This is a genomic window from Capnocytophaga sp. oral taxon 332 str. F0381, from assembly GCF_000318275.2.
Lineage (GTDB): Bacteria > Bacteroidota > Bacteroidia > Flavobacteriales > Flavobacteriaceae > Capnocytophaga > Capnocytophaga bilenii.
Window position 1 is genome coordinate 1 of sequence record NZ_KB291286.1, and the last position, 25,053, is coordinate 25,053.

Consider the following 25,053-nt stretch of genomic DNA (forward strand, 5'->3'; position numbering starts at 1 on the left):
AGTAAGCGGGGAATTTTGAATGTGGGGGTGATTGGCAAATTGCCCCTATGACTGCTAATATTTGTTATTCAAAAAAAAATTGTATATTTGCGGCTGCTTATAAAAATCGTTAATTTTAAGAAGATGAAAATACTAAAATTTGGTGGAAAATCACTTGCTAACAATGGTATAGATAAAGTTATCAATATTATTATTTCTACACTGCAACAAGAACCTATAGCTGTGGTAGTATCGGCGCGTGCCAATACTACTGATGAACTGGAAATGCTGTTGGAAAAGGCTGCAAATGGCAATGATTATCTGCCTTATTTTGAGAAGTTTAAAGAGGAACAAAACTATAACTTTGAGGTATCGTTGGAGAGCGAACTACAACTGCTGGAAAAACTCTTGGAGGGGGTGTCGCTGTTGAAAGATTACAGCCCTAAAACTAAAGATTTAGTATTGGCACAAGGCGAACTAATGTCGGCAAAAATAGTAAGCACTCTATTGCAACGCAAGGGGGTAAAGAGCCGTTTTGTAGATAGTCGTGAGATTTTTAAAACTGATGCGGTGGTGGGTAATGCGCAAATTATCAACGAGGTATCGGAAGCTAAAACAAGGGCGCTATTTGCTACTATCCCTGCCGATACGGTGGCTATTGTTACGGGCTTTATTGCTGCTACCGAAAAGGGCGACACGACTACTTTGGGCAGAAATGGCAGTAACTACTCGGCTGCACTACTTGCCAATTACCTAAACGCTAACGAACTGCAAAACTATACTCACGTAGATGGTATTTTTACGGCTAACCCTGAATTAGTACCTGAAGCTAAAATTATTAGAAATTTATCTTTTGAAGAGGCTAATGAGCTGGCTAACTTTGGTGCCTCGATACTGCACGCCAAAACGATTATCCCTCTCATTGAAAAGAATATTCCTCTGCGTATCAAAAACACTTTTAATGCTGAAGATGCTGGAACACTTATCAACAACGAAAATACTCAAGAGGGTATCAAATCTATTTCGGTGCTGAAAAACAATGCTCTTATTGTGTTGGAAGGTCGGGGACTGCTGGGCGAAGTGGGTGTTGATGCTCGTATTTTTAGGGCATTGGCTCAAAAGCAAATCAGTGTAAGTATTATCTCACAAGGTTCATCGGAACGCGGTGTGGGACTTATAGTGGCTTCTAAAGACGCCCAACTGGCTAAAGCTGCCCTTGATGAAGAGTTTTCTCACGACTTCTATACCAATGACGTAAGCGAAGTTTCTATCATCGATAACGTGTCGGTAGTTTCTATTGTAGGGCAACCGCTTTCTACCTTCCATCATCCTTATAACGCGCTTATCCGCAACCAAATTGTGCCCTTGCTCATCAACAACGCTGTTACGGGAAAAAACGTGAGTTTGGTGCTGAAAACGGAGCTACTGCACAAAGCGCTAAACGTAATACACGGCGAAATATTTGGGGTATCGCGTCGTATCAACTTGGTTATCTTTGGTAAGGGTACTGTGGGGGGAACGCTCATCAACCAAGTAATTGAAGCACACAACAATATCTTACAACGCAAAAATATTAGCTTGCGCATCGTAGCGATTGCTGATTCTCACAATATTCTCACCAACGCCAAAGGTATAGGGGCTAATTGGAAAGAGGAATTTGCTGCCGGAGCGGTGCCTTATAGCTTGGAAACTTTACAGGCATTCGTATCGGAGCACCATTTAGAAAACCTTATTGCTGTGGATGTTACTGCAAGCAAAACGTTTGTAGAAAACTATATCCCGCTGATAAAGAGCGGTTACGACCTTGTTTCTGCTAACAAAATTGCGAATACGATTGACTACAGCTTCTACCAAGAACTGCGCGAGGCTCTCAAACAACATCAAAAAACGTATCTCTACGAAACTAACGTAGGGGCTGGGCTACCGCTGATAGATACCATACGCTTGCTGCACCATTCGGGCGAAAATATCACTCGTATCAAAGGAATATTTTCTGGTACGCTGAGCTACCTATTCAATACTTTTTCTGCTGAAAATAAACCTTTTAGTGAAGTATTACAACACGCTATCAACAGCGGTTATACCGAACCTGACCCTCGTGAAGACCTTTGCGGTAACGACGTAGGAAGGAAATTACTGATATTAGCGCGCGAACTTGACCTTGGCAACGAATTTACAGATGTAAAAATACAAAACCTTATCCCTGAGAACCTTCGTGAGGGGTCTGTTAGTGATTTTTTAAGTCGTTTAGATGAGTTTAACGCTCCTTACGAGGCTATCAAAAAGCAACAAGCCCCCGACCACGTATTGCGCTATGTAGGCGACTTGCACGGCAACTTGGCTTCGACTGATACTGTACAGCTTGATGTATCGCTGGTATCGGTACCTCGCAATAGTGCATTGGGGCAAGTGAAAGGTGCGGATTCTATTTTTGAAATCTACACCGAGTCTTACGGCGATAATCCTATCGTAATACAGGGTGCAGGTGCTGGGGCATCGGTAACGGCACGTGGGGTATTTGGCGATATCTTGCGCCTTGCCGAAAAATCAATACATTAATTAAACAAAAATAATATCTATGAAGTCTCAGCTAATTGTCCTTGATATACAAGGAAAGCTGGCGCAAATAGTGCACCAGCACGAAGAGGTGATACGCAATAGCTGTATAGCTATCAACGGGTGTCGCACTCTGGATATTCCTATAGTGTGGGTAGAGCAGTTGCCCGAAAAATTAGGAGCTACCCACCCCGATGTGGCTAACGCCCTGAGCGGGATAACACCGCTTAGCAAAAGTAGCTTCTCGGCAATGAGAACACCCTCTATTGCGGAAGCAGTAAAAAACAACAATCACAAGCAGGTGATTTTGATAGGGATAGAAACGCATATTTGCATTTATCAAACTGCGGTAGATTTAATAGCCTTAGGCTACCAAGTGCTTGTCCTAACCGATGCAGTATCTTCACGCACCGAAAGCAATAAAGCTATAGGGCTTACAATGCTACAACAAGCAGGAGCTAAACTCTTCAGTACCGAAGGCTTACTGTTTAAGCTTTTAGGAGACGCTACCCACCCTAAATTTAAAGAAATAGCTAAATTAGTGAAATAAAAAAAGAGGCTTCAATGAGCCTCTTTTCTTATATTATATTATTGCTATCTAGCCTCTCTTCGCACCATAACTCTACTATAAACATAAAGAGAAAGGGCAGCAAAAATACCAATAGCACAGACCACATACCACAACTTGTTAGGCTCATAAGTATTCCACAGCAAATCGGTTATTTGGCTTTGTGAAAGTTGTAGTTTTTCACTTGCTAAATTGAAGTATTCTTTTTTGGTAAGCCCTTCTGGCATTTCTATTTGTCGTTTCGCCATTTCGGTTTGTAGTAGGGTATATTTATCAGACCACTGCCCGTATAAATTCCCTGAAATGAAGCCTGTAAGATAATTGCCTAAAGCCACTGGTAAAAAGAAAGTACCTTGATAAAGCGCCTCTTTTCCCTTAGGTGTAATTTGCGCAATAAAAGCCGAAAGCGTAGGGCTTGCTGCCATTTCACCTACCGAGAAGATTACTGTACCTATAATCGTAAACCATACATTATTGAATATAAAAGTGAGGGTAACCCCTATAGTGCCTATGATAGTACCTCTAATCATAGCACTCACGTGAGTCATCTTGGTTACAAAATACGACACCAATACCTGCAAGAAGATAATCATAAAAGCATCGATATTCACAAACCATTCAGGTTTTACCTGTCCGCTCTCGTCTATAAGTGTAGTTTTCAGAAAAGGAAGATTATTGCTTATCCACGTACTTATTGAAGAAGAATCTACCCAGTCTTCAATAAAATTGGGCAATGTGTAAAACAACTGATTGAACATCGTCCAAAAACCTACCATTAGTATCAGTAGGATTGTAAGGCGTTTATCTTTCAGTGCCTCTACAATATTCATCAATGAGTGTTTAATTTCGGCAAGAATAGGCTTTTTGTCGCGTTCTACTACTTTGGGCTCTTTATAAAAGAAGAGCACTACCAGCAGGTTGATAACCATTACAACAGTAGCCTGTAAAAATATAATTCGCCAGCCAAGAGCAGTACGCAAATGCGATGACATAGCAGGACCTAAAAAGCCACCAATATTCACCATCATATAAAAAATACCGAAGCCCATCGTGCTTGTAGTATCATCGGTATTGCGTGCTACCGTTCCGTTGATAACAGGCTTGAAGAAACCGCCCCCTACTGCAGCAAACAAGAAGACCATATACACTGCCCAATAGCTATTCACCTCACCCATTAGGTAATAACCTATAGCCATAATGCTACACGAGATAACCAATGAGAGTTTGTACCCTATGCGGTCGGCTATAACACCAAAAATCAATGGTAAAAAGTACTGTATAGCCGTAACATTCCCCATAATAGTACCTTTTTCTATATGAGAAAAACCTACACCTCCCTCATCAGTAGAGGCTACTAAATAAAGCCCCAAAGGCGCAAATATGCCATAAAAAGCCCAGCGTTCCATTAGCTGCAAAAAGCTTGCTATCCAGAAGTTGAACTTAAAGGCGGTTAATGTTTGTATAAAGCTTCTTTTATTTTCTGACATAATCCATAATTATTAGTACACTAATACTCTATTTATTATCCTGCAACGCAAATACCGATTGCAACAAAGGCGTAGTGCGTGCCGCTACATTTGTACGTATTTCCTTTTCCTTATCACCCACTTTCACAAAAAGTCCGTTAATAGCCTGTTGTGTTACATATTTTGTAAGGTCTGCCTCTACAGGTTTTACCAATGGAATTTGGTTATACTTATTGATAAGGTCTGTCCATACTTTATCAGCACCTACTTTAGCCAACGATTCCTGAACTTTAGGAGCAAAAGCAGCTTCCAAAGCTGTAGAAGTACTGTTTTTTAAGTAGGTTGTTGCCGCAGTATTATCACCTTTTAGAATGTTCATTGCATCGCTAAAGGTCATATTCTGTATTGCCGATAAAAATATAGGTTTAGCTTGTGAAACCGCACTTTCAGCAGCCTCGTTTATCACCTTTAGTCCTTGGTCGGCAAGCGAGCTAAGCCCTATAGAGCGCAATGCTTTATCTACCTTTTGCAACTCTTCTGGTAGCAAAATGCGTACCGCTTGGTCTTTGAAATAACCTCCGTCTTTGCTAAGCAAATCTACACCATTACTTACCCCCAATTCCAATGCTTGCTTTAGCCCAGAAGCTATGTTGAATCCAGACGAACTGCCATTTTGTGTGCTTGCCAATACCTGTTGCAACTCATTGCAGCTGTTCAACGTAAGTGAGCCCATAGCCACGAGCCCTAACAAAACTACTTTTTTCATTTTCTTTATTAATAAAATTTTACTTTTTCATTTCCATTGGGCTTTTGTAGTGCATAAGCCGCATAAATAGTAGCATAGGCAAAAGGAAGGGTAAAGATAACACCTATACCACAAGCTATTATCCCTAAAGAGCCTATAATACCTCCAAGAATAAACGCCCCTAAAATCGTGCCAAAATTTGCTACAACACGTTCTACACTCTCCTTAAAAGCTTCTGCAAGCTCTTTATTTTCAAAAATAATGATAGGAATAACAAACGACAGCAATATATTCACAAACATAGATAATAAACTACCTACCAACGGAATATCAAAAAATTGAAACGGAAGCGATACTACAGAAGTTATTACTGTAGATATAAGCGCACATACCAACAAACGCACTGTGTAAGTAGAATTGTAGTATATAAACAAATTCCCCATTGTAGCACCTTCGCCTTTGCTTACTACTTCGCAATTCTTGTAAAAACCAGCCACCAAAGGCGTTGTTACACAGTTAACAGCCACCATAGCAAGTGCATTACGTATCTGTACAGAAGGCGTATACATCAACGACTCTATACTTGTACTACCCCAACGTGCTAATTCCTCATAACCAAGCCCAAATATAAAAGGAATTAACAGTACATAAAACACTAAAAAAATAAAAAGGAAAAGAAACACCCCAAAAGCATTCACTCCTAAGGCTTTCTTATACAAATCTCCTGAAAAATTAAAAATACTTGATACTGACATAATTATAATAATTTTTATTGTTAAAACGACTGTGTGAGCACAAAATTACGCCTGATGAGATCTTCATCCATACCTTTGGCAAAGTGCTCTTTGTGGTATTTTAGTAGATAGATATATTTTACATACATACGCACCTTACGGTAAAACAATGCAGTAGGCTCTGTTTCACCTATAATATACAAGGGTACGCATTCTGTGTTAATATTCAATTGTTCTATTGAAAAAAGAATATAATACAAGAAATCCTCAATAGTTTCATAACTAAATCTATTAAAATAGTGCAACTTTTTATCCTTAAAAGTTACAAAATAAAACGAACCTTGTTCGGCGTAAATATACATCACTTCATAGGCGTGGCTTACGTAATGTTTTAAAAACATCTTGAGAAGCGAAGTCGCAAAATGCTGATAATCAAAACGCCCATAGTATGAAAGCAATGAATTATTCACCATATTATTAGGCAAATAAGTAATTATTGTTTCTATTGAAGCAATTTTATCTACCTCTACAGCATTCACCGTAACTTCTGTTACATCAATGCTATATTTCAGATAAGAAAGCATATCTTCTTTCTTCCCGCAAAGTGATTGAGGTATCAGGGCAAATGAAGGTGTATTATGAAGTACCCTTATAGTACTAAAATCTTGTCGCAAGTCATCTTGTGCTTCGATAACTGCTTGTATTTGGAGTCCTATCTCCTCTTGTGTTTTATAACTAAAATTTATAGGAAAATTATAAATCGCCTCTATATGATTTTCTACTGGATTAAAGACACAAAAAGAAAGTCCATCCAAGTTTATTTGAATGGACAATTCTTTAAAGTTGATATCTAAATCATTATTGTTTTGCGATTTTTGCATCATAAGAAGTTGGCCAGTTACCATTATCAGTAAGTTCATCAAGTGAACCTACTTTTATTTTATCACCTTTTACATCTTCTACCGATGTTTTTACCAATTCACGCGATACCAAATCTTGATCAAGTCCTCTTAATACATCTTTTTTAGGCACATAAACTTCAAATACCGATGAATTTACTTCATTTTTCTTATCAGTGATAACTCCTGTTTTCATTGTAAAGAGTACAGTAGGGTCGTTTTTGCTAAATTTAGGCACATAGCGTAAGTTTTTATAACGATCATCATTTTTAAATAGAGAATCCTTCACTTTCACGTGTCCCAATATATCAGTACGTGTTCCTTGGCGCATCACCTCTATATTGAAGTTTTTGTCAAATTCTGTCCAGCTTGTATCACGTACTGAAGTGATGGTGAACTGAGCGTTCTCTATAAAATCTGTAAGCTGATCAAAATTATCAGCATACTTTCCATTAATTTTAAAATAAGCGTTCTGAGCAGCACGTATATCTTTCAGCTTTTTTATCACCTCAGTATAACGCTCAGTCTTAATTTTATTAAATTCTATAGGCCCTGTTATTGACCTATATATTAGGTAGCAAAACACTAATCCTAATGCCCAAAATCCAATAGTTAAAATTTTTCTATTCATCGTTTTAATGCTATAGTTAATTATTTTTTCTCCAACTCGTCTTGCAAAACTACAATCTTTTTTTGAAACTAAAAAATTATTTTAAGATTTTTTGTATTTTTGTACTCAAATTTTCTATCTATGATATCACAAGAATCTTTATTTCAATCACTTACAACTTCTTTTGCCCACACCCCTACTCCATCACAATCAGTAGCTTTAAAGCTCATTAGCGAATATCTCCTCAGTGAAAATGCCTCCGAAAAACTCTTCTTGCTAAAAGGATTTGCAGGTACAGGAAAAACTGCCATTACAAACTGTATCATACAATGTCTCCCCCTCATACAACACTATGCTATTTTGCTTGCCCCTACAGGGCGTGCTGCTAAGGTAATGACTGCTTTTACTAGAAAACAAGCTTTCACCATTCACAAGTATATTTACTACCACAAAAATAATACCAAAGACCTTATTTTTACCCTCCGAAAAAATAAATCTCAAAATACCCTATTCATAGTTGATGAAGCCTCTATGATTGCCGACAATGATGCCGTTTTTGGAAGCAGATCATTGCTAAACGACCTTATCCAATTCGTATACGAAGGCAACAATTGTAAGCTCCTGCTCATAGGAGACGAAGCCCAACTACCCCCCGTGCATACAACCCTTAGCCCAGCACTCAATCCCGAATACCTCAGCTATAATTTTCACAAAGAAGTTATTATAACCACACTCACCGAAGTTGTACGCCAGCGTAGCCGTTCAGCTATTTTGCGCAATGCCACCGCTCTGCGAAAAATCATCTTTAGCAATACCCCCCACAACACCTTTGCTTTCAAGCTCCGCAACTCACCCGATTTGGTACAACTCTCCTCAGGTTACGAAGTGCAAGAAGCCATTAGCGAAGCTTATGACAATTATGGTTCTGAAGAAACCACCCTCATAGTGCGTGCCAATAAGCGTGCCGTAGATTGGAATACCCAAATACGCCGCTCTATATTAGATGCCCAAGACGAGGTAGAAGCAGGCGACCTATTAATGGTTGTAAAGAACAACTACTATTGGCTAAAAGACAATCCTGCATTAAATTTTATTGCCAATGGCGATACTATAGAAATTATCAATATACACCACATACGTGAATATTACGGTTTCCGTTTTGCCGAAATCAGTGCACAGTTGGTAGATTACCCTACTATACCTCCCTTCGATACCGTCATTATTCTCGATACACTCTATAGTGATGCCGCAGCCCTTACCCCTACTCAAAATCAAGAGCTTTACCAATCCGTCCTCGATGAGTACGCCAACGAGCCTACCCTTTACAGTCGTTACCAAAAACTAAAGGAAGACCCGTATTACAACGCCCTACAAGTAAAGTTTTCTTATGCTATCACCTGTCATAAAAGTCAAGGAGGGCAGTGGGAAGCCGTCTTTATTGAAAAACCCTATCTACCACCCGATTATGTGATAGACCAAAGTTATTACCGATGGCTTTACACTGCCCTCACTCGTGCCAAACAGCAAGTATTTTTAATAGGTTTCAATGACGATGATTTCGCCTATTAGCAAGCCTATTTTAGTTTTACGTTTGCTTTTTTAGCAGCCAATAGCACCGCATTTTTAGCATTCACTATAGTACCTGTGGTAGATAGCTCACTAAATTTTTTCATAGGTTGTTTGCCTGTTTCATCGCGGTCGCCCACATATACTTTCAAAGGTATACGTATCCCCGATTTCATTATAACTTCTTTCACCTGAGCTGCTGTAAGTGTAGGGAAATACGAGCGCAACAAGGCTGCCAAACCAGCTACTTCAGGCGATGCCATCGAAGTTCCTTGCAAAAACTCATATTTATTACCTGGTGTAGTAGCATATATTTTCACACCTGGCGCAAATACATCTACATTGCGCTTACCGTAGTTAGAAAACGAAGCTACCAATTTTTCATTGTATTGGTAATTCAAAGCCCCTACTGTTAGGAAGTTATCAGCAATTTCTTTACCATCTACTTCATCGTTAGGGAAAGTTTCTTTTACATCTATATCTTCAGAGTCGTTACCAGCAGCATTTACAATAAGAACATCTTTAGATGCCGCATATTTTATAGCCTCATACACCCATTCTTTATGAGGAGAATATGCCTTCCCAAAGCTTGTATTGATTACCTTAGCCCCATTATCAACTGCATATCTTATAGCCAAAGCAATATCTTTATCGTATTCATCACCATCGGGTACTGCGCGTACAGGCATAATAATAGCCGCATTGGCTACACCATTCATTCCTATACCATTATCGCGTACTGCTGCTACGATTCCTGCCACGTGTGTACCGTGCAAAGCCTCTTCGGGGTCAGGACCTATTACGTTGCCATTGCCGTAGTGCTTGTTATTCCAATCGTTTTCGTCATCTTTCAGTATTTGCTTGCGAGGGTCAAACTCAGTATTTAAGTGATATTTAAGCTGAGTATTAAAGTGTTCTATCGCTTTAGGCAATTCTTCTTTCAATTCTTTAGAGTCTTCTACATCAGCCAAAATCTCTTTCATAAAAGATATGATTTGAGTAGTAAATTCGTCAAAGTTTTTGCCTTTAGTAGCCGCTTCAAGGTCTTCAGCATTATACACCTCTTTGCCTACTATTTTGCGCAACTGCTTATCGCTTACATTTACCATTTCTATGAGTTTTTCATAACCTTCTATGCTCTTTTCAGCTGTTTTCACCTCTTTTTCATAAGCCTCTTTAGCTTTTTTATACATAGGGCTTTTAGTATCCTTAGCTCTTACAATACGCGTCATTTCGGTATTTGCTTGTGCTATATTACCCAAGAAGTTCCAGCCGTGCACATCGTCTACATAGCCATTTTTATCATCGTCAATACCATTATTAGGTATTTCATTAGGGTTTGTCCAAATCACAGCTTTTAGGTCTTCGTGATTGATATCCACTCCAGAATCTACAATCCCCACAATCACATTGGTAGGTTTTAAGTTTTGAAGTAATTTATAGGCTTCAGCCAAATCCAAACCAGGAAATCCTTGTTTAAAGCCCTCGTGAGGCCACTTTTTAAGTGTCTCTTCAGAGTATTTGGTAGTTAATGGTGTAAGTTTTTGAGGTACTTTCTCCAAATTCTGAGTACCACAACCTATCAATAAAGAGGCTGCCAAAGCAACCATTAAAATTGGTTTGTTCATCACTTATTTATTTATTAGCTTTTATCTTATATCCAAATATTTATGCATCTGTAGCGATGCCTTCCACTGCGGGTGTGCCAGCACGTAATCCACTATTTTAGGGATTACCTTATCGCGTTTGCTCCATTCAGGCTGCAAATATAGCAAACATTCTTGATTTACCTCAGCTGCCATTTCTTCTGCAAAGAGAAAATCGTTATTGTTATAAATCACCATTTTCAATTCGTTGGCACGCCGTAGCACATCACCCACAGGGCGTTTTATTTTCTTAGGCGATAAGCATATCCAGTCCCACTCGCCCGATAGCGGATGCGCCCCTGAGGTTTCTATATGAGTTCGTGCCCCGCCTGCTTTTAGCCTTTGGGTGAGTAGGTTTAGGTTCCACATCAGCGGCTCGCCCCCCGTAATAATTATCGTTTTAGAATGGGCAAGTGCCTCATCTGCTATTGCTTGTGCCTGTACTAATGGGTGTCGCTCAGCCTCCCAGCTTTCTTTTACATCGCACCAGTGGCAACCCACATCACAACCTCCCAGCCTAATAAAATAGGCAGCTGTTCCTTTATAAAACCCCTCTCCTTGCAAACTGTAAAAAGCCTCCATAAGCGGAAGTAACTCTCCTTTATGTAAGGCTGTTTGAGTATTTTTATCCAACATCAGCTCTATTCATAATTTGCTACATCCAATATCCAAGGGTCGGGGATTTCGGTATTTTGTCGTATTTCATCTACTTTTTTCATTGCATCTTCATACTTATGAAACCTATCCACGTATATAAAGTTCAGTACTTGGTCTTTATTGTAATACACTTTAGCTTCATAGCCCCAGTTTTTCATCTCTTCCACCCGTTTTTCCACATTATTGATATTTAAGAACACCCCTACAATCACATAATACCCCTGTTCGGTATCCTTAGCTGTAAGTTTTGTTACACGTGTGCTTCGGTATAACTGCGTAATTTCTTTGGGGTTGTTCTCTATCTCCAAAGCTGTTAAGTACAAATAATAACGGTCGCGGCTGCGCGTATAGTTCAAATCCAATGAAGTAGCATTATTAGGTATCAACTCTTGATTTGGATTTTTAATATCCAATCTAAAAATATCAAAACCCAGCGTATTTTCACTCGCAGGAGTACGTCCTGTTACAAAATCATCATTGATATTGATTGTACTGTTAAAAAAGTTTTGTGCAGGGCGCAATTTGCTCTCCAACGAAACTGTTTTGCCACTTTCAGGTATTGTAATCGATACGTTATCGCCCATCATATTGAAGTCGCCCTCAAGGGTAACCCCCATTATACGGGTTTTAAAATCACCCTCTTCAGGAGTTTTAAATCCTTTGAACGAAAATGTTTTTGAAGCCTCATTCGTAATTGCCGAGAACCCATCGTAAGTAATAATTTTCTTTACATTGCTATCGGGGTTTTCATACACAATTACCAAAGCCCATCCTGCAGTAGAACCTCCTTCCACCTGCCCTAAGGCAGCTTTTACATTTGCCACTGTATAGTCGCCTGTTACGTGATTAGAATTAGCCAATAGTGTAGTAACATTCGCATAATACACATACGGAGCCGAATTCTTAAGCTGAGGGTCATTAATGCCGTCAAATATCAATTCGCCATCCACCGTTACATAACTATTGCTATCAGGAGTTTTTAGTTTTACCATCGATGCGTTGTCGCGGGTAGCATCAGTAGCTACATTTTTAGTCCCGCGCAGTACACCACTATTGTAAGGATAAGTAGCCGACCAGTACAAGCCTGCATAAGCAACCTTCCCTCCGGTACCATCAAAGCTAAAATTTGCACTACTCGATGAGAATGTAGTAGGGTCATTATCTATGTCAATGTATTGCATATCAAACTCATCGTTCAATTTCGCTTTTTGGGTACGATCGTTATAGGGCACATTGGGGCTTGCACCTTTTTCTTTGCGGTTCAGAATATTATTACCAATGATTTTTATATCCCCTTTGATAAACGTCTCATATCTAATTTTAAACTCAGTGTTGTTCTGAGCTTTCAGAGGTATTGTTACCAACAGGGCAATTGCCAATAATGTTAATAGCTGTTTCATAAACTCAATATTTTTTTGGCTATTCTAAGAGCCTCAGTGCCTTGCTGCATTGTAACTTTTGGAACTGTATCGTTATTAATAGCATCGGCAAAGCTCTCAAGCTCGTCTAAAATAGCATTGTTAGATTGCACTTCAGGATATTCAAAGTAAATCTGACGGCGTTCACCTTCTGCATTTTGCAGTACCATATCAAAGTCGTTAGGTACTGCAGGAGCCTCTTTCATTCTTACCACCTCTACTTTTTTTTCTAAAAAATCTACTGATATGTAAGCATCTTTTTGGAAAAATCGCGTTTTTCGCATATTTTTCATCGATATTCGACTCGCTGTTATGTTTGCTACACAACCATTTTCAAACTCCAAGCGAGCGTTGGTAATATCAGGCGAATGGCTGATGACCATTGCACTGCTGGCAGCAATGTGTTTCACAGGGCTTTTTACAACGCTCAATATAACATCTATATCGTGTATCATTAGGTCGAGCACTACAGGCACATCCGTACCACGGGGGTTAAATTCTGCCAACCGGTGCGCTTCTATAAACATAGGTTGGTGAATGAGGTCTTTCACCGCTGTAAAAGCAGGGTTGAAACGCTCTACGTGCCCCACCTGTCCAAGTACTCCATAAGCCTCTGCAAGTGCTATCATTTTTTCGGCTTCTTCTACGGTAGTAGCAATAGGTTTTTCAATAAACAGATGTTTGCCTGCCTTGATAATCTTTTCGGCACATTCGTAATGGTGTAGCGTGGGGGTTACCACATCTACTACATCACAAGCCGCAATGAGCTCTTCCATCGTGTCAAACCTATGATAGCCAAAAGTTTCACTCACTTGTTGAGCATTGTCGGCATCGCTATCGTAAAAGCCCACCAATTCGTATTTCTCCGATTGAGCCAATAACCGAAGATGTATTTTCCCTAAATGTCCTGCGCCTAAAACGCCAGCTTTCAGTTTCATATTAGTATCCCAATTTGGTACGCACACGGCGTAAAGTTTCGCTTGCCACAGTTTGAGCTTTAGTGGCTCCCTCTTTGAGGATTTCATCAAGCTCACCCAAATTATTCATATAGTAATGATAACGCTCACGCGCTGTAGCAAATTGTTCTAAAATCAGTTCGTAAAGAGCTTGTTTAGCATTTCCAAAGCCATAACCTCCTGCTCGGTAAGCGTCTTCTATAGTTTTTACCTGCTCGTTAGTAGCCAATAGTCTATACAATCGCAATACATTACAAGTATCAGGGTCTTTAGGAGCTTCCAGTGGTGTACTATCTGTTTGTATTGCCATTATTTGCTTACGCAATTGCTTTTCGGGTAAGAATATATTGATAAAATTATTGCGAGATTTGCTCATTTTCTCACCATCAGTACCTGGTATAATCATCACGTTTTCCTCTATTTTAGCTTGCGGAAGCACAAATGTTTCGCCCATTTGGTGATTGAAACGCGCAGCCACATCACGTGTAATTTCAAGGTGTTGCAATTGGTCTTTACCTACAGGCACCACTTCGGCATCGTATAGCAATATATCGGCAGCCATTAGCATTGGGTAAGTAAAAAGCCCCGCATTCACATCCTGCAGATAGTCCATTTTATCTTTAAACGAGTGGGCTAACGTAAGTCGTTGGTAAGGAAAGAAACAGCTCAAGTACCAATTGAGTTCAGTTACCTGTGGCACATCGCTTTGCCTATAAAAAGTTACTTTATTAGGGTCTATACCTAAAGCCAACCACGTAGCAGCTACGCTATAAGTATTTGTGCGCAACAAGTCGCCGTCTTTTATTTGCGTAAGTGAGTGCATATCAGCTATAAACAAAAACGACTCATTGGCAGGGTCGCTTGCCATTTGCACTGCTGGGCGTATTGCCCCCAATATATTTCCCAAATGAGGTGTCCCTGTACTCTGTATGCCTGTTAATATTCTTGCCATTACCTCTGTTTTTTATATTTAATGTATTATTAATGATTGAGGAATACTCCCCCTATCAACTGCAAAAATACAATTTTTTTGCCATTCTACAATCTACAACCAACAATTAACATTTCATTAAGAGTTGAAGATTAATGATATTTTTCCTCTTTGGCAAATCTTGCACTTTACCAAAGAGCATAACACACAAGTTTTTTACTCTAAAACAAGCGTGCCAAATAGTCGTAATGCTCCCCTTGCGCTACTAATTCGCATTGTAACCCAACTGCGTGGGCTACGTTTTGCAACGTGTTGTAATCTACATAAAGCCAATTGAAAGGTTTTTCGCGTTTGCCTTTGTACTTCACTGTATATTCCAATTCACCGTAGTAATCGCCGTATAAAGGCACATCATAGCTGCCATCGGGGTTTTGGTCAAACATATAAATAATATCAGACGAATCAGTAAGTATTTGTCCGCCTTCATTCAACAAAGTTTTGAGGTGGGCAAAAAAGGCAGGCATCTTTTTTAATCTGCCACACATTCCTGCACCATTCATCAGCAGCAATAGCGTATCGTATTTTTCAGAAGTATCTAATACATTTTGCACCCTTGCTGAGCGGATGCCACGCAACTGACACACTTCTATAGCTTTTGCCGACAAATCAATAGCTGTTACTTCTAAGCCTCGCTCATTTTGTAAATAAAGAGCGTGTGAACCTGCACCGCAGCCTACATCCAACACCCTACCACGAGCCATTTGTAGTGCTTGTTGTTCTAATAGGGGCATTTGTGCATAATCGCGAAACAGATAAGGCAAGGGCAATACATCTTCTTCCGAAATACTCGTTTCGGTTTTCAGGTCTTCAGTATATTGCCCCTGCTGATAATCTAATATAGCTTGTCCGAATAAATCTTTCATTAGTTATCCCATTCCAAGAGTCTTCGTTCGCCTTCAATGGTTTTAATATCGGTAATATCTTGCGACATTTCTATCACACCCTTGTAGTTTTTATCTTTGTCGCGCACCGCAAAGTAACGAACATAGATAAGCCTACCGCGATAGTTGAACCAGAAATTAGCCTCGTTTTGAGTACCTGCGCGGAAATTTTCCACTATTTTCAATACAGTTCCTACGCTTTTTGGCGGGTGGCAAAACTTCACCTCGCGCCCTATAATTCCAGCACTGCGTGGGAAGACACGTTCCTCGCCCCTATTATAAAAAATTACGCGGTCGTGTTCATCTACAAAAGTAATATCTATAGGTAAGGTTTTCAGTAGCAAATTTACCTGTTCTATAGTCATATAGCCTTCATCGTAATGAGCCGCTTTTTCGTCAAAAGTTACATCGGTACGGCGCTCAGTGTCCATTGAAGGGTGCACGTAGGCAGGAGCTCCTTCTGCCCCTGCTTCATTATTAGGATAAGGAGCTGGTGCTTCTTTTAGCATCCATCCTATTTCTTCCTCTCCTTTGCGCATCTCTATCCAATCCTCTTCAGTAAGAATTTTTAGAGCATTGGGGAACAAGATATTAGCTTCTACATTCAGCAAACGCCCTAAGTTGTCCTGTATATAACGAACATTTATTTGTGCTTGGTCATAATCTTTTTCCTCCAAATTTTTACGCACCAAGCGGAATATATCGCGAATAGTGTCGTGAAACGACCACATATTTTGCGAAGGGTTTGTCCAGCCACGCAATTCTAAGAAGGGAAACAGCTGATTTTCTTTGCGAGCAAAGTGTTTTTCAACTGTTGATAAGTGATTGAATACGTTGTAAAATTTTTGATAATCAGTGTGAGGGTCTATGCTTAGTAACTCGTCCATAAGGTCGTAGATGAGTTCAGCCTCAAGCATATAGGTATGCACTGGGTGCCCTATAGGTAATGTTTGTTCCATTAAACTTTTATTTTTAAAGTGCAAATATACAAAATAATTATAAATTAGGCATTATGAAAATATTCATATACCTTTTTGCCCCTAAAGCCAGCTACCTGTTGTAGCTCCTCTAATGAGGCTTCTTGTATTCGTTTTACCGATTTAAAGTGCTGTAACAATGATTCTTTTGTTTTACTGCCTATCCCTTCTACATTATCCAGTTCAGAAGTAATAGCCGATTTGCTGCGTTTTTGCCTGTGGAATGTAATCCCAAAGCGGTGAGCCTCATCGCGCAGCTGCTGAATGATGCGGAGCGTTTCGGAGCGTTTGTCTAAATAGAGTGGTACACTATCTTCGGGAAAGTAAATTTCTTCTAAACGCTTTGCGATGCCAATGATAGCTATTTTGCCTCGTAACTCTAATTGTTCCAACGCCTTTAGTGCTGATGACAATTGTCCTTTACCCCCATCTATAATGATAAGTTGTGGTAGTGGCTGTTGCTCGTCCAGCATACGCCTATAGCGCCTAAAAACCGCTTCCTCCATTGAGGCAAAATCGTTAGGCCCCTCTACTGTTTTTACATTAAAGTGCCTATAATCTTTCTTGCTTGGTTTAGCATTCTTAAACACCACACAAGCCGATACAGGGTTTGTACCCTGAATGTTAGAGTTATCAAAACACTCTATATGCACTGGGGGCACTGATAGGTGCAAATCGCGTTGCATTTGCGTCAGGATACGATTGGTATGCCTTTCGGGGTCTATGATTTTTTCTTGTTTGAAACGGTCTTGCCTGAAGTGTTTTGCATTGCGTTCAGAAAGGTCTAACAGTTGTTTCTTTTCTCCCAATTTAGGTATTGTGGCTTGCAATCCCTCTTGCAAGGTAACTTCAAAGGGTAATATAATTTCTTTGGAAGTAGAAAAGAAACGCTCGCGGAGTTCTACAATTGCCATTTCGAGCAGTTCTCTATCAGTTTCTTCCAATTTTTTCTTTATTTCAATAGTATGAGCCCGTACTATAGCACCATATGCCACCTGCAAAAAGTTTACATAACCATATTCTTCATCAGAAACAATTGAAAAAACATCTACATTGCTAATTTTGCTACTCACAATGGTAGATTTAGCCTGATAATGTTCTAAGCTTTCTATCTTTTTCTTGATGAGTTGTGCCTCTTCAAAGCGCATATCGGCGGCATACTGCATCATTTCTTCTCTAAAGCTTTTTAGAGTATCTTTAAAATTCCCTTTAAGAATTTCTACTATCTGCTGTATATTTGCATTGTAATCTTCTTCAGTTTGCAATCCTTCACAAGCACCTTTGCAGTTTTTCAGGTGGTATTCTAAACAGACTTTAAACTTGTGATTGGCTATATTTTGGGGCGACAAGTCGTAAGTACAATTGCGCAGAGGGAATAGTTCTTTTATAAGCTCTAAAAGGGTATGTACCGTTTTCATATTGGTGTAAGGGCCAAAGTAGAGCGACCCGTCTTTAACAACTCTTCTTGTTGAGAACACACGAGGAAAACGTTCTTTTTTGACACATATCCAAGGGTAACTTTTATCGTCTTTGAGTAGTATATTATAGCGAGGTTGGTATTTTTTTATGAGGTTATTTTCTAACAATAGCGCATCGCTTTCGGTATTTACTACAATATGCTCTATACGCACAATTTTCTTTACCAATACGCGAGTTTTGGCATTGGTATGCTCTTTATGAAAATAGGAAGACACCCGTTTTTTCAGGTTGATAGCCTTTCCTACATATATAAGCGTATTGGTATCATCATAAAATTGATATACCCCTGGTGAGGTTGGTAGTGTTTGGAGTTGAATATCTATGCTCAATGCTTATGATTTTAGAAAAACGAAAGGTTACCGCTGTGGTAACCTTTCGCACAAAAAAATCCTTTTCATATGATTATTAAAAAATCATCACATCATAAATTATTTTACCAAGTTGATTTCAACGCGGCGATTAAGTTCTCTACCTTTCTTAGTTTTGTTGTCTGCGATTGGATTTTCAGGACCAAAACCTTTAGCAGAAAGACGAGCAGGATTGATACCTTTCTCTACTAAGTAAGCCTTAACTGAGTAAGCTCTTTCTTCAGATAATTTTATATTTTTAGCTTTGTTACCAGTGCTATCAGTATAACCTTCTACAGAGAACTTAGCATTTTTGAAGTCGTTAAGAACCTTAACGATGTTATCTAGAGTTTCTGCTGATTGTGGTTTGATAGTAGCTTTACCAAGATCGAACAAGATAGCTTTAGCAAATTCGTTCAATTTCTTTTGGTCTTCTTGAGTCACTTCAGGGCAACCATTGTTAGCTACGGTACCTTTTTGGTCTGGACATTCGTCATCTTTGTCAAGAACACCGTCACCATCTCTATCTGGCCAAGGGCAACCGTTATTTTCTTTAGGACCTTTTTCATCTGGACATTTGTCATCTTTATCAGCTACACCATCACCATCAGTGTCAGGGCAACCATTAAATTCTTTAAGACCAGCTACTTCAGGGCACTCATCGTCTTTATCTTGAATACCATCACCGTCAGTATCAGGGCAACCGTTGAATTCTTTAAGACCAGCTACATCTGGGCATTGGTCATCTTTATCTGGCACACCATCACCATCAGTATCAGGGCAACCATTGAATTCTTTAAGACCAGCTACATCTGGACAAGCATCATCTTTATCAGCGATACCATCTTTGTCGCTATCTTTTTTACCAAATTTGATAGTGATACCTGCTGAATGTTGGAAATAGTTTTCTTCTGACTTGCTTTTCATTGTTGGGTGATAAGCTGATTGCAAGTTGATACCGATGTTTTCGGTAAACCAGAAGTTAACACCACCTCCTGCAAGAACGCGGAATTTACCTTCGTTATCGATTGCACCATAACCACCACCTACTTGAGCGTAAGGGTCGAACCATCTTGCGCCGCTCCAAAGGGTATTTAGGTGGTATTGTACGCCTAAATCTACAGCCCAGAAAGATTTGTCTACTTTGTTACCAAGATCTTTGTTGTAACCAAAACCTTTTTCGATTTTGTTTAAAGACCCAGCTAACTCAACAGAGAAACCTTTACCAAGGTGGCGTCCTACTGAAAGACGAGAAACTGCAGGTAGGATATTCCAATCAGAAGGACCTGCCCAGTCTTTCAATACACCTCCAAAATCCATTGGAGTACGAACGTCCACAGCATTTACTCCAAATCCTATCTGCCAAGGATTGTTTTCATCCTGTGCTTGTGCTCCTACTGTGAAAGCAGCAGCCAAAGCAAATAAAGTTACTTTGATTTTCTTCATACTTAAAAATGAATTTAATTACTATTTAAAATTTGCGGCAAATATAGTCAATATTTTTATACCTACTGCTATTTTAACATTATTTTTTTTATTAACAATATTATTATTGCCTTGTACTACCTTTTGCAAAGGGGGTATTGCTATCCCCCTTTTTCTATCTATTTCGCTGATAATAAATACATTACTACATTACAACCATTTTACTAAGGCGAAATCCTGACGGTGAGGCAATAAACTATTTTTAGGGAAAATACGAATAGCCAACTGCAAAGCTCCAGGGTATTCTGAAGCAATTTCTAAGCGATAAGTACCTTTGTTGCCCTCTGTATGTACTAATGGGAACTCTGTTTTTGAAAGTACTTTGAGCTTATCGTCTTTGTGTTCGGCTACTACCAATTCTACGCCTACATCTTCAGGGCTCAATTCGCCAACTTCCAAATCAACTTCACCTTTGTAGGTTTTACCAATAGAGATAAGTTGCTCGTTGCGATTAGGCACTCTGATATCCAACACTTTGATATTATCCCATTCTTGGGTTACCTTGCGTTTCCAATCTGCCAACTGTATAGCGATAGCAAACTCGTTGTCTTTCAGTTTGTTTACGCGCTCGGTCATTGGGTAATAATATTGGTTTTCATAGTCGGTGAGCATACGAGTAGTTGTAAAATTAACAGCTACTTTGGCAATTGTATTTTTGATAAGTGCACACCAGCGAGTTGAGATACCTTCTTTGTTTTTGTCGTAGAAGATGGGAGCAATCTCATCTTCTATGATGTTGTAAATCATTTCGGCATCCATTTCGTTTTGGTATTGTTGGTTTTCGTAAGCGCGTTCCATAGGGAGTGCCCAACCTGCATCTTCGCGATAACCTTCTACCCACCATCCGTCTAACACGCTAAAGTGCATTACACCATTCATTGCAGCTTTTTCACCACTAGTACCAGAGGCTTCGAGTGGACGGGTTGGGGTATTCATCCAAACGTCTACTCCTTGTACCATATGGCGAGCGAGCTCCATATCGTAGTTTGGAATAAAGAGGATTTTACCTAAAAACTGAGGTAGTTTTGATATTTCAACAATATTTTTGATAAGGTCTTGTCCTGCTTTGTCGGCGGGGTGAGCTTTACCTGCGAATACGAATTGTACGGGGCGTTCGGGGTTGTTGACAATTCTATCCAAACGCTCTATATTGGTGAATAGCAAGTGAGCGCGTTTGTAGGTAGCGAAACGTCTTGCAAAACCAATTGTAAGGATGTCTTCGCGTAGGTTTTCTTTAATTTCAACTAATTGTCGAGGTGAAAAATAAGGTGTATTTTTCTCTAATCTCAATTTTTGCTCTATGCGGCGCAATAGTTTTGAGCGCAAAGCATTTTTGATTTCCCATACGCGTTTGTCGGATACTTTGTAAATACCTTCAAATCCTTTAGGGTCGTAATGGTGTGTTTGATAGTCTTTACCAAAGACTTCGTTTTCTACATCTTTCCACAAGCCAGCTGTCCAAGTGGGCTGGTGTACGCCATTGGTTACATAGCTAATGTGTAGTTCTTCGGGCATATAGCCAGGCCATAGGTCTTTGAGGATATCTTTGCTTACTTCGCCGTGTAGCCAGCTTACGCCATTAACCTCTTGTGATAGGTTGGCAGCCAAGTTGCTCATTGAGAATTTTTCGTGAGGGTCGGCGAGGTTTATTTTTCCTAAAGCTAATATTTGTTCCCAATTCACGTGCAATCTTTCGGTATAATTACCGAGGTAGGCGCGTAATAGTCCTTCTTCGAAGGCATCGTGCCCTGCAGGTACAGGGGTGTGGGTGGTGAATAGCGATGAAGCGCGTACTACCTCCATAGCTTCGGAGAATGAAAGGTGGTCTTTTTCTATATATTCGCTAAGGCGTTCTAATCCTATAAAGGCAGCGTGCCCTTCGTTGCAGTGATATACATCGCTATTGATGCCTAATTTGCGCAACATTTGGATACCTCCTAAGCCGAGTAGCATTTCTTGTTTTAGGCGGTTTTCCCAGTTACCTCCATAGAGGTGGTGAGTGATAGAGCGGTCGTCTTCGCGGTTGTTTTCAAAATCGGTATCCAACAAGTAGAGTTCGATACGTCCTACATCCACGCGCCATACGCGAGCGTAAAGAGTGCGGTGTGGCAAAGGTAAGGATACGATAATCCATTTTCCTTCGGCATCAAACACTGGTGAAACGGGGATTTTGGAGAAGTCTTGTGCTTCGTAATCGGCTTCTTGGTTACCAGCAGATGATAATTTTTGTGTAAAGTATCCGTAACGATACAAGAGACCTACCCCTGTAATTTTAGTAGCTTTGTCGCTGGCTTCTTTGAGGTAATCGCCTGCAAGGATACCTAAACCACCTGAATAGATTTTCAGTGATGAATGCAAGCCGTATTCCATACTAAAATAGGATACTGAAGGGCTTGTCATTTCGGCTTTTTTAGCCATATATGCTTGGAAATCGGCATATACTTTTGACAAGTTTCGCATAAAGGTGCTGTCTTGTTCAAGCTCTTTATAGCGTTTTAGTGAGATACTGTCGAGCAATGCGATAGGGTTTTTGCGTACTTCTATCCATTTTTCGCTATCTACATATTTGAATACTTCGTAAGCCTCATCATTCCAGCACCACCAAAGGTTTTTTGATAATTCTTCAAGCGGTTGTAGGGCTTCGGGGATAGCGCGATGTATAATCACACTACGCCAATTTGGGGTGTTTACTACCTTCATTTTCTCTAAATAGGCTAAGCCATCTGTTTGCACAAACGGCAGTTTTTCTACTCTGTCTTCTATATTTTCTAACGTTAATTCGTATGCTTTGATGTAATGTTGCACTAGGTTTTTCCAGAGTGCTATTTGCGATACCTCGTTTGCTTGCTTGCGTTGCTTATCTAAATCGGCGTTGCTAATGGCTAGCAGGTCGGTAATATTTTTAACTATGGCTGCTACTACATCGCCATAGTTGCTGTCGTTGCGTTCTACTACTTGAATGGCGTTTTGCTCGCTGGGGTAATAGCTATTGACCCATTTGCCAAAGCCTGCTAATGAGGTGGTGATAGTGGGTACTGAGAAGGCTAAGCTTTCTAATGGTGTATAGCCCCAAGGCTCGTAATAAGAAGGGAATACGGTGCCGTCTATCCCTGTGAGTAGGTCGTAATAAGATAGGTTGAACACGCCATCGTTTCCGTTGAGATAGCTTGGGCAGAAAACTACTTTTACCTTGTCATTTTTGCCGTTGAAGAGTTTTTGCTCGTATATACGGTTCATTATTTGGTCGTGATATACATCGGGCAATATGTGGGTAAGGTGTTTTTGCTCGTTTGCTATTTTTTGTTCTGGATTGGCGAGGTTGTTTAGCAATCCTTGGTGTGGGGCATCGTGCCCTGTAGGGATTAGGATATAAGCTAGAACATTTTCTTTGTTTTTGGTATTGCGGTTTAGCACGCCCAAAGCATCAATAAAAGCATCGATTCCTTTGTTGTGGAACTCGTACCTGCCACTGATAGCTACTATTTTGGTATTTTGACCTATGGGTTCGGCGATAAGTGCTTCGGCTACTGCAATGAGTTTGCTTTTGGCTTCTGTACGTTTTTTGGCGAGCTCTTTGGGAGCAGGTATTATTTTATCGTCGAAGCCGTTGGGGGTAATCATATCTGTTCTTCTGCCGAGGAAGTGGTAGGCTTCTTGAGCTGTAATTTCGCTAACGGTAGTAAAACAGTCGGCTGTTTTGGCTGCTTGTCGTTCTACAAAATGCTTGTGTTGCACGCCAAGCTTATAAGCCATATCTTTTGGGTTGTAGTTTTTGATTTCGTTATATAGGGGGTATCCGTTACCAGCGATAGCGCGCCCTAATACGGTAGCGTGGGTGGTGAATACGGAACCTATTTTGGGCATTGTATTTTCAAGGTATAGCAATCCGCTGGCAGTCATCCACTCGTGGAAGTGGCAAATGACGTTTTCGCGAGAAGCGGTATTGAATTTGACAAAGCTTTCGATTACTTTACCTGCGGCGTAACCGAATAGCATAGACTCTACATAATCCCAAGAACTACCGAAAGAGTCGAGCTTGTAGGCGTCCCAATAGAATCGTAGTATTTCGTTTTTATTGCTCACGTAGTGTGAGAAATCTACTAATATAACGATGGGTTCTCCTTCGATTTTCCAATTACCTACGCGTATGCGTAATCCTTCGGCAGCGGCTTTAGTTCTCCAAGACTTAAAGAGGTTTGGATTTTCTACAAATTCTTTATTTTCGGTGTGCTGCCAAATATCGGGACCTATGAGGATGTATTTGCTCCTGAATTTTTTGGCAATGCTTGGCACTTTGGTAGCAATTACGGTATAGATGCCACCTACCTTGTTGCAAACTTCCCAACTGGTTTCGAATACATAGTCGGGGTTTAATTTTTTTTCGCTCATTATTTGTTAGTTTAGTTGTTAGTTAGTAAAATCAGCGACAAAGATACAATTATTTTTTGAATTGGTACTATTTTATCTAAAAAATAAATTGGCATATCTATTTAAAAGGTTCACAAATTTCCTTCTTAGGAAAAGAAATAGTTCCTGATGATTTTCCTTTAAAAATCCATTCTAAACTATTTTTTTTTATTCTTTGTTTCACATAGAAAGTTCTCATTATTTGATTTGACCAAATATCAATTTGATTGATTATAATTTTTTTTGCCTTACAATCAAAAGTATCAGTTGTGTAATAACTATTATTAGAAAGAAAATAAGGAAAATATACATCTATCTTATAGACTTTATAAGCAGAAGAATCTTTATCCTTTTCATAATATTTTACAACATTATAAAAGGGTTCTTTATTTAAAGATTTTATACCTTTTTCAAAATAGCAAGTATAAAAATGGTTGTTGTCTTTAACTATTTTATAAAATCCTTTTAAAGAATCTACACTTCCTTTTAAAGCATAATATTTTGTACTGTAAACTCCTGTTCTTGGATTGTGAGTATATATATCTTTTTCAACAGTAATAATATCACTTTCTTGTACAGTGATAGTATCTTGTTGGGAATAAAGTAAAGTATTATATAAAAATATAAGTAAATATAGGGTCTTATTCTTCATTTTGAATTATAGGAATTATGTCGATATTATCCTT

The 25,053-nt window shown here is 39.5% G+C and carries 19 protein-coding genes; 3 read left to right on the top strand and 16 right to left on the bottom strand.

The window, feature by feature from the left end:
- Positions 1-123 precede the first annotated feature (123 nt).
- Together thrA and HMPREF9075_RS04065 are read left to right on the top strand one after the other, a co-directional pair.
- Positions 124-2,538: a bifunctional aspartate kinase/homoserine dehydrogenase I gene (gene thrA / locus HMPREF9075_RS04060; RefSeq protein ID WP_009415238.1), complete on the top strand. Its 2,415-nt coding sequence runs from the start codon at positions 124-126 to the stop codon at positions 2,536-2,538.
- A gap of 10 nt (positions 2,539-2,548) precedes the next feature.
- A complete protein-coding gene (locus HMPREF9075_RS04065; RefSeq protein WP_034556785.1) occupies positions 2,549-3,085 on the top strand; it encodes an isochorismatase family protein in 537 nt (178 codons plus the stop codon).
- 44 nt (positions 3,086-3,129) lie between these two features.
- Here HMPREF9075_RS04065 and HMPREF9075_RS04070 read toward each other — a convergent pair whose 3' ends face one another.
- The 5 genes from HMPREF9075_RS04070 to HMPREF9075_RS04090 are packed head-to-tail and all read right to left on the bottom strand — an operon-like array spanning position 3,130 to position 7,578.
- Positions 3,130-4,590: an MFS transporter gene (locus HMPREF9075_RS04070; protein WP_009415240.1), complete on the bottom strand. Its 1,461-nt coding sequence runs from the start codon at positions 4,588-4,590 to the stop codon at positions 3,130-3,132.
- A gap of 28 nt (positions 4,591-4,618) precedes the next feature.
- Entirely contained in the window at positions 4,619-5,335 is a 717-nt protein-coding gene (locus HMPREF9075_RS04075) for a DUF4197 domain-containing protein (protein WP_009415241.1), read from the bottom strand.
- Between the two features lie 8 nt (positions 5,336-5,343).
- Entirely contained in the window at positions 5,344-6,069 is a 726-nt protein-coding gene (locus HMPREF9075_RS04080) for a glycerophosphoryl diester phosphodiesterase membrane domain-containing protein (protein WP_009415242.1), read from the bottom strand.
- Between the two features lie 20 nt (positions 6,070-6,089).
- Entirely contained in the window at positions 6,090-6,932 is an 843-nt protein-coding gene (locus tag HMPREF9075_RS04085; protein ID WP_009415243.1) for a DUF3822 family protein, read from the bottom strand.
- Complete coding sequence (locus HMPREF9075_RS04090; protein ID WP_009415244.1) at positions 6,907-7,578, bottom strand: hypothetical protein; 672 nt, start codon at positions 7,576-7,578, stop codon at positions 6,907-6,909. Before HMPREF9075_RS04090 ends, HMPREF9075_RS04085 begins: the two co-directional genes overlap by 26 nt.
- A gap of 123 nt (positions 7,579-7,701) precedes the next feature.
- Here HMPREF9075_RS04090 and HMPREF9075_RS04095 point away from each other — a divergent pair, with 123 nt between their 5' ends.
- A complete protein-coding gene (locus HMPREF9075_RS04095; RefSeq protein ID WP_034556793.1) occupies positions 7,702-9,126 on the top strand; it encodes an ATP-dependent RecD-like DNA helicase in 1,425 nt (474 codons plus the stop codon).
- 5 nt (positions 9,127-9,131) lie between these two features.
- Here the strand turns inward: HMPREF9075_RS04095 and HMPREF9075_RS04100 are convergent, their stop codons facing one another.
- The 11 genes from HMPREF9075_RS04100 to HMPREF9075_RS04150 all read right to left on the bottom strand — a co-directional run bounded on the left by HMPREF9075_RS04100 (position 9,132) and on the right by HMPREF9075_RS04150 (position 25,019).
- Positions 9,132-10,751 carry a S8 family peptidase gene (locus HMPREF9075_RS04100; protein ID WP_009415246.1) on the bottom strand — a complete coding sequence of 540 codons (1,620 nt, stop codon included), beginning with the start codon at positions 10,749-10,751 and terminating at the stop codon, positions 9,132-9,134.
- Positions 10,752-10,772: 21 nt separating this feature from the next.
- A complete protein-coding gene (locus tag HMPREF9075_RS04105; protein WP_009415247.1) occupies positions 10,773-11,405 on the bottom strand; it encodes a 7-carboxy-7-deazaguanine synthase QueE in 633 nt (210 codons plus the stop codon).
- Positions 11,406-11,410: 5 nt separating this feature from the next.
- The gene (locus HMPREF9075_RS04110) at positions 11,411-12,826 is read right to left on the bottom strand and encodes an SPOR domain-containing protein (protein WP_009415248.1); all 1,416 of its coding nucleotides are present in this window, start codon (positions 12,824-12,826) and stop codon (positions 11,411-11,413) included.
- On the bottom strand, positions 12,823-13,782 hold the full coding sequence (locus HMPREF9075_RS04115) for a Gfo/Idh/MocA family protein (RefSeq protein ID WP_009415249.1): 960 nt from the start codon (positions 13,780-13,782) through the stop codon (positions 12,823-12,825). The genes HMPREF9075_RS04110 and HMPREF9075_RS04115 overlap by 4 nt, the downstream gene beginning before the upstream one ends.
- A 1-nt stretch (position 13,783) precedes the next feature.
- Entirely contained in the window at positions 13,784-14,752 is a 969-nt protein-coding gene (gene trpS / locus HMPREF9075_RS04120; protein ID WP_009415250.1) for a tryptophan--tRNA ligase, read from the bottom strand.
- Positions 14,753-14,952: 200 nt separating this feature from the next.
- Entirely contained in the window at positions 14,953-15,654 is a 702-nt protein-coding gene (locus HMPREF9075_RS04125) for a bifunctional 2-polyprenyl-6-hydroxyphenol methylase/3-demethylubiquinol 3-O-methyltransferase UbiG (protein ID WP_009415251.1), read from the bottom strand.
- Positions 15,654-16,631 (bottom strand): DUF438 domain-containing protein, encoded by a 978-nt coding sequence (locus tag HMPREF9075_RS04130; protein ID WP_009415252.1) that lies wholly within the window; start codon positions 16,629-16,631, stop codon positions 15,654-15,656. The genes HMPREF9075_RS04125 and HMPREF9075_RS04130 overlap by 1 nt, the downstream gene beginning before the upstream one ends.
- Positions 16,632-16,675: 44 nt before the next feature.
- Complete coding sequence (gene uvrC / locus HMPREF9075_RS04135; RefSeq protein WP_009415253.1) at positions 16,676-18,457, bottom strand: excinuclease ABC subunit UvrC; 1,782 nt, start codon at positions 18,455-18,457, stop codon at positions 16,676-16,678.
- Between the two features lie 99 nt (positions 18,458-18,556).
- Positions 18,557-19,921: an OmpA family protein gene (locus tag HMPREF9075_RS04140; protein ID WP_009415254.1), complete on the bottom strand. Its 1,365-nt coding sequence runs from the start codon at positions 19,919-19,921 to the stop codon at positions 18,557-18,559.
- A 189-nt stretch (positions 19,922-20,110) separates the two neighbouring features.
- Positions 20,111-24,349 (bottom strand): alpha-glucan family phosphorylase, encoded by a 4,239-nt coding sequence (gene glgP, locus HMPREF9075_RS04145; protein WP_009415255.1) that lies wholly within the window; start codon positions 24,347-24,349, stop codon positions 20,111-20,113.
- Positions 24,350-24,446: 97 nt separating this feature from the next.
- Entirely contained in the window at positions 24,447-25,019 is a 573-nt protein-coding gene (locus HMPREF9075_RS04150) for a hypothetical protein (protein WP_009415256.1), read from the bottom strand.
- Positions 25,020-25,053 lie beyond the last annotated feature (34 nt).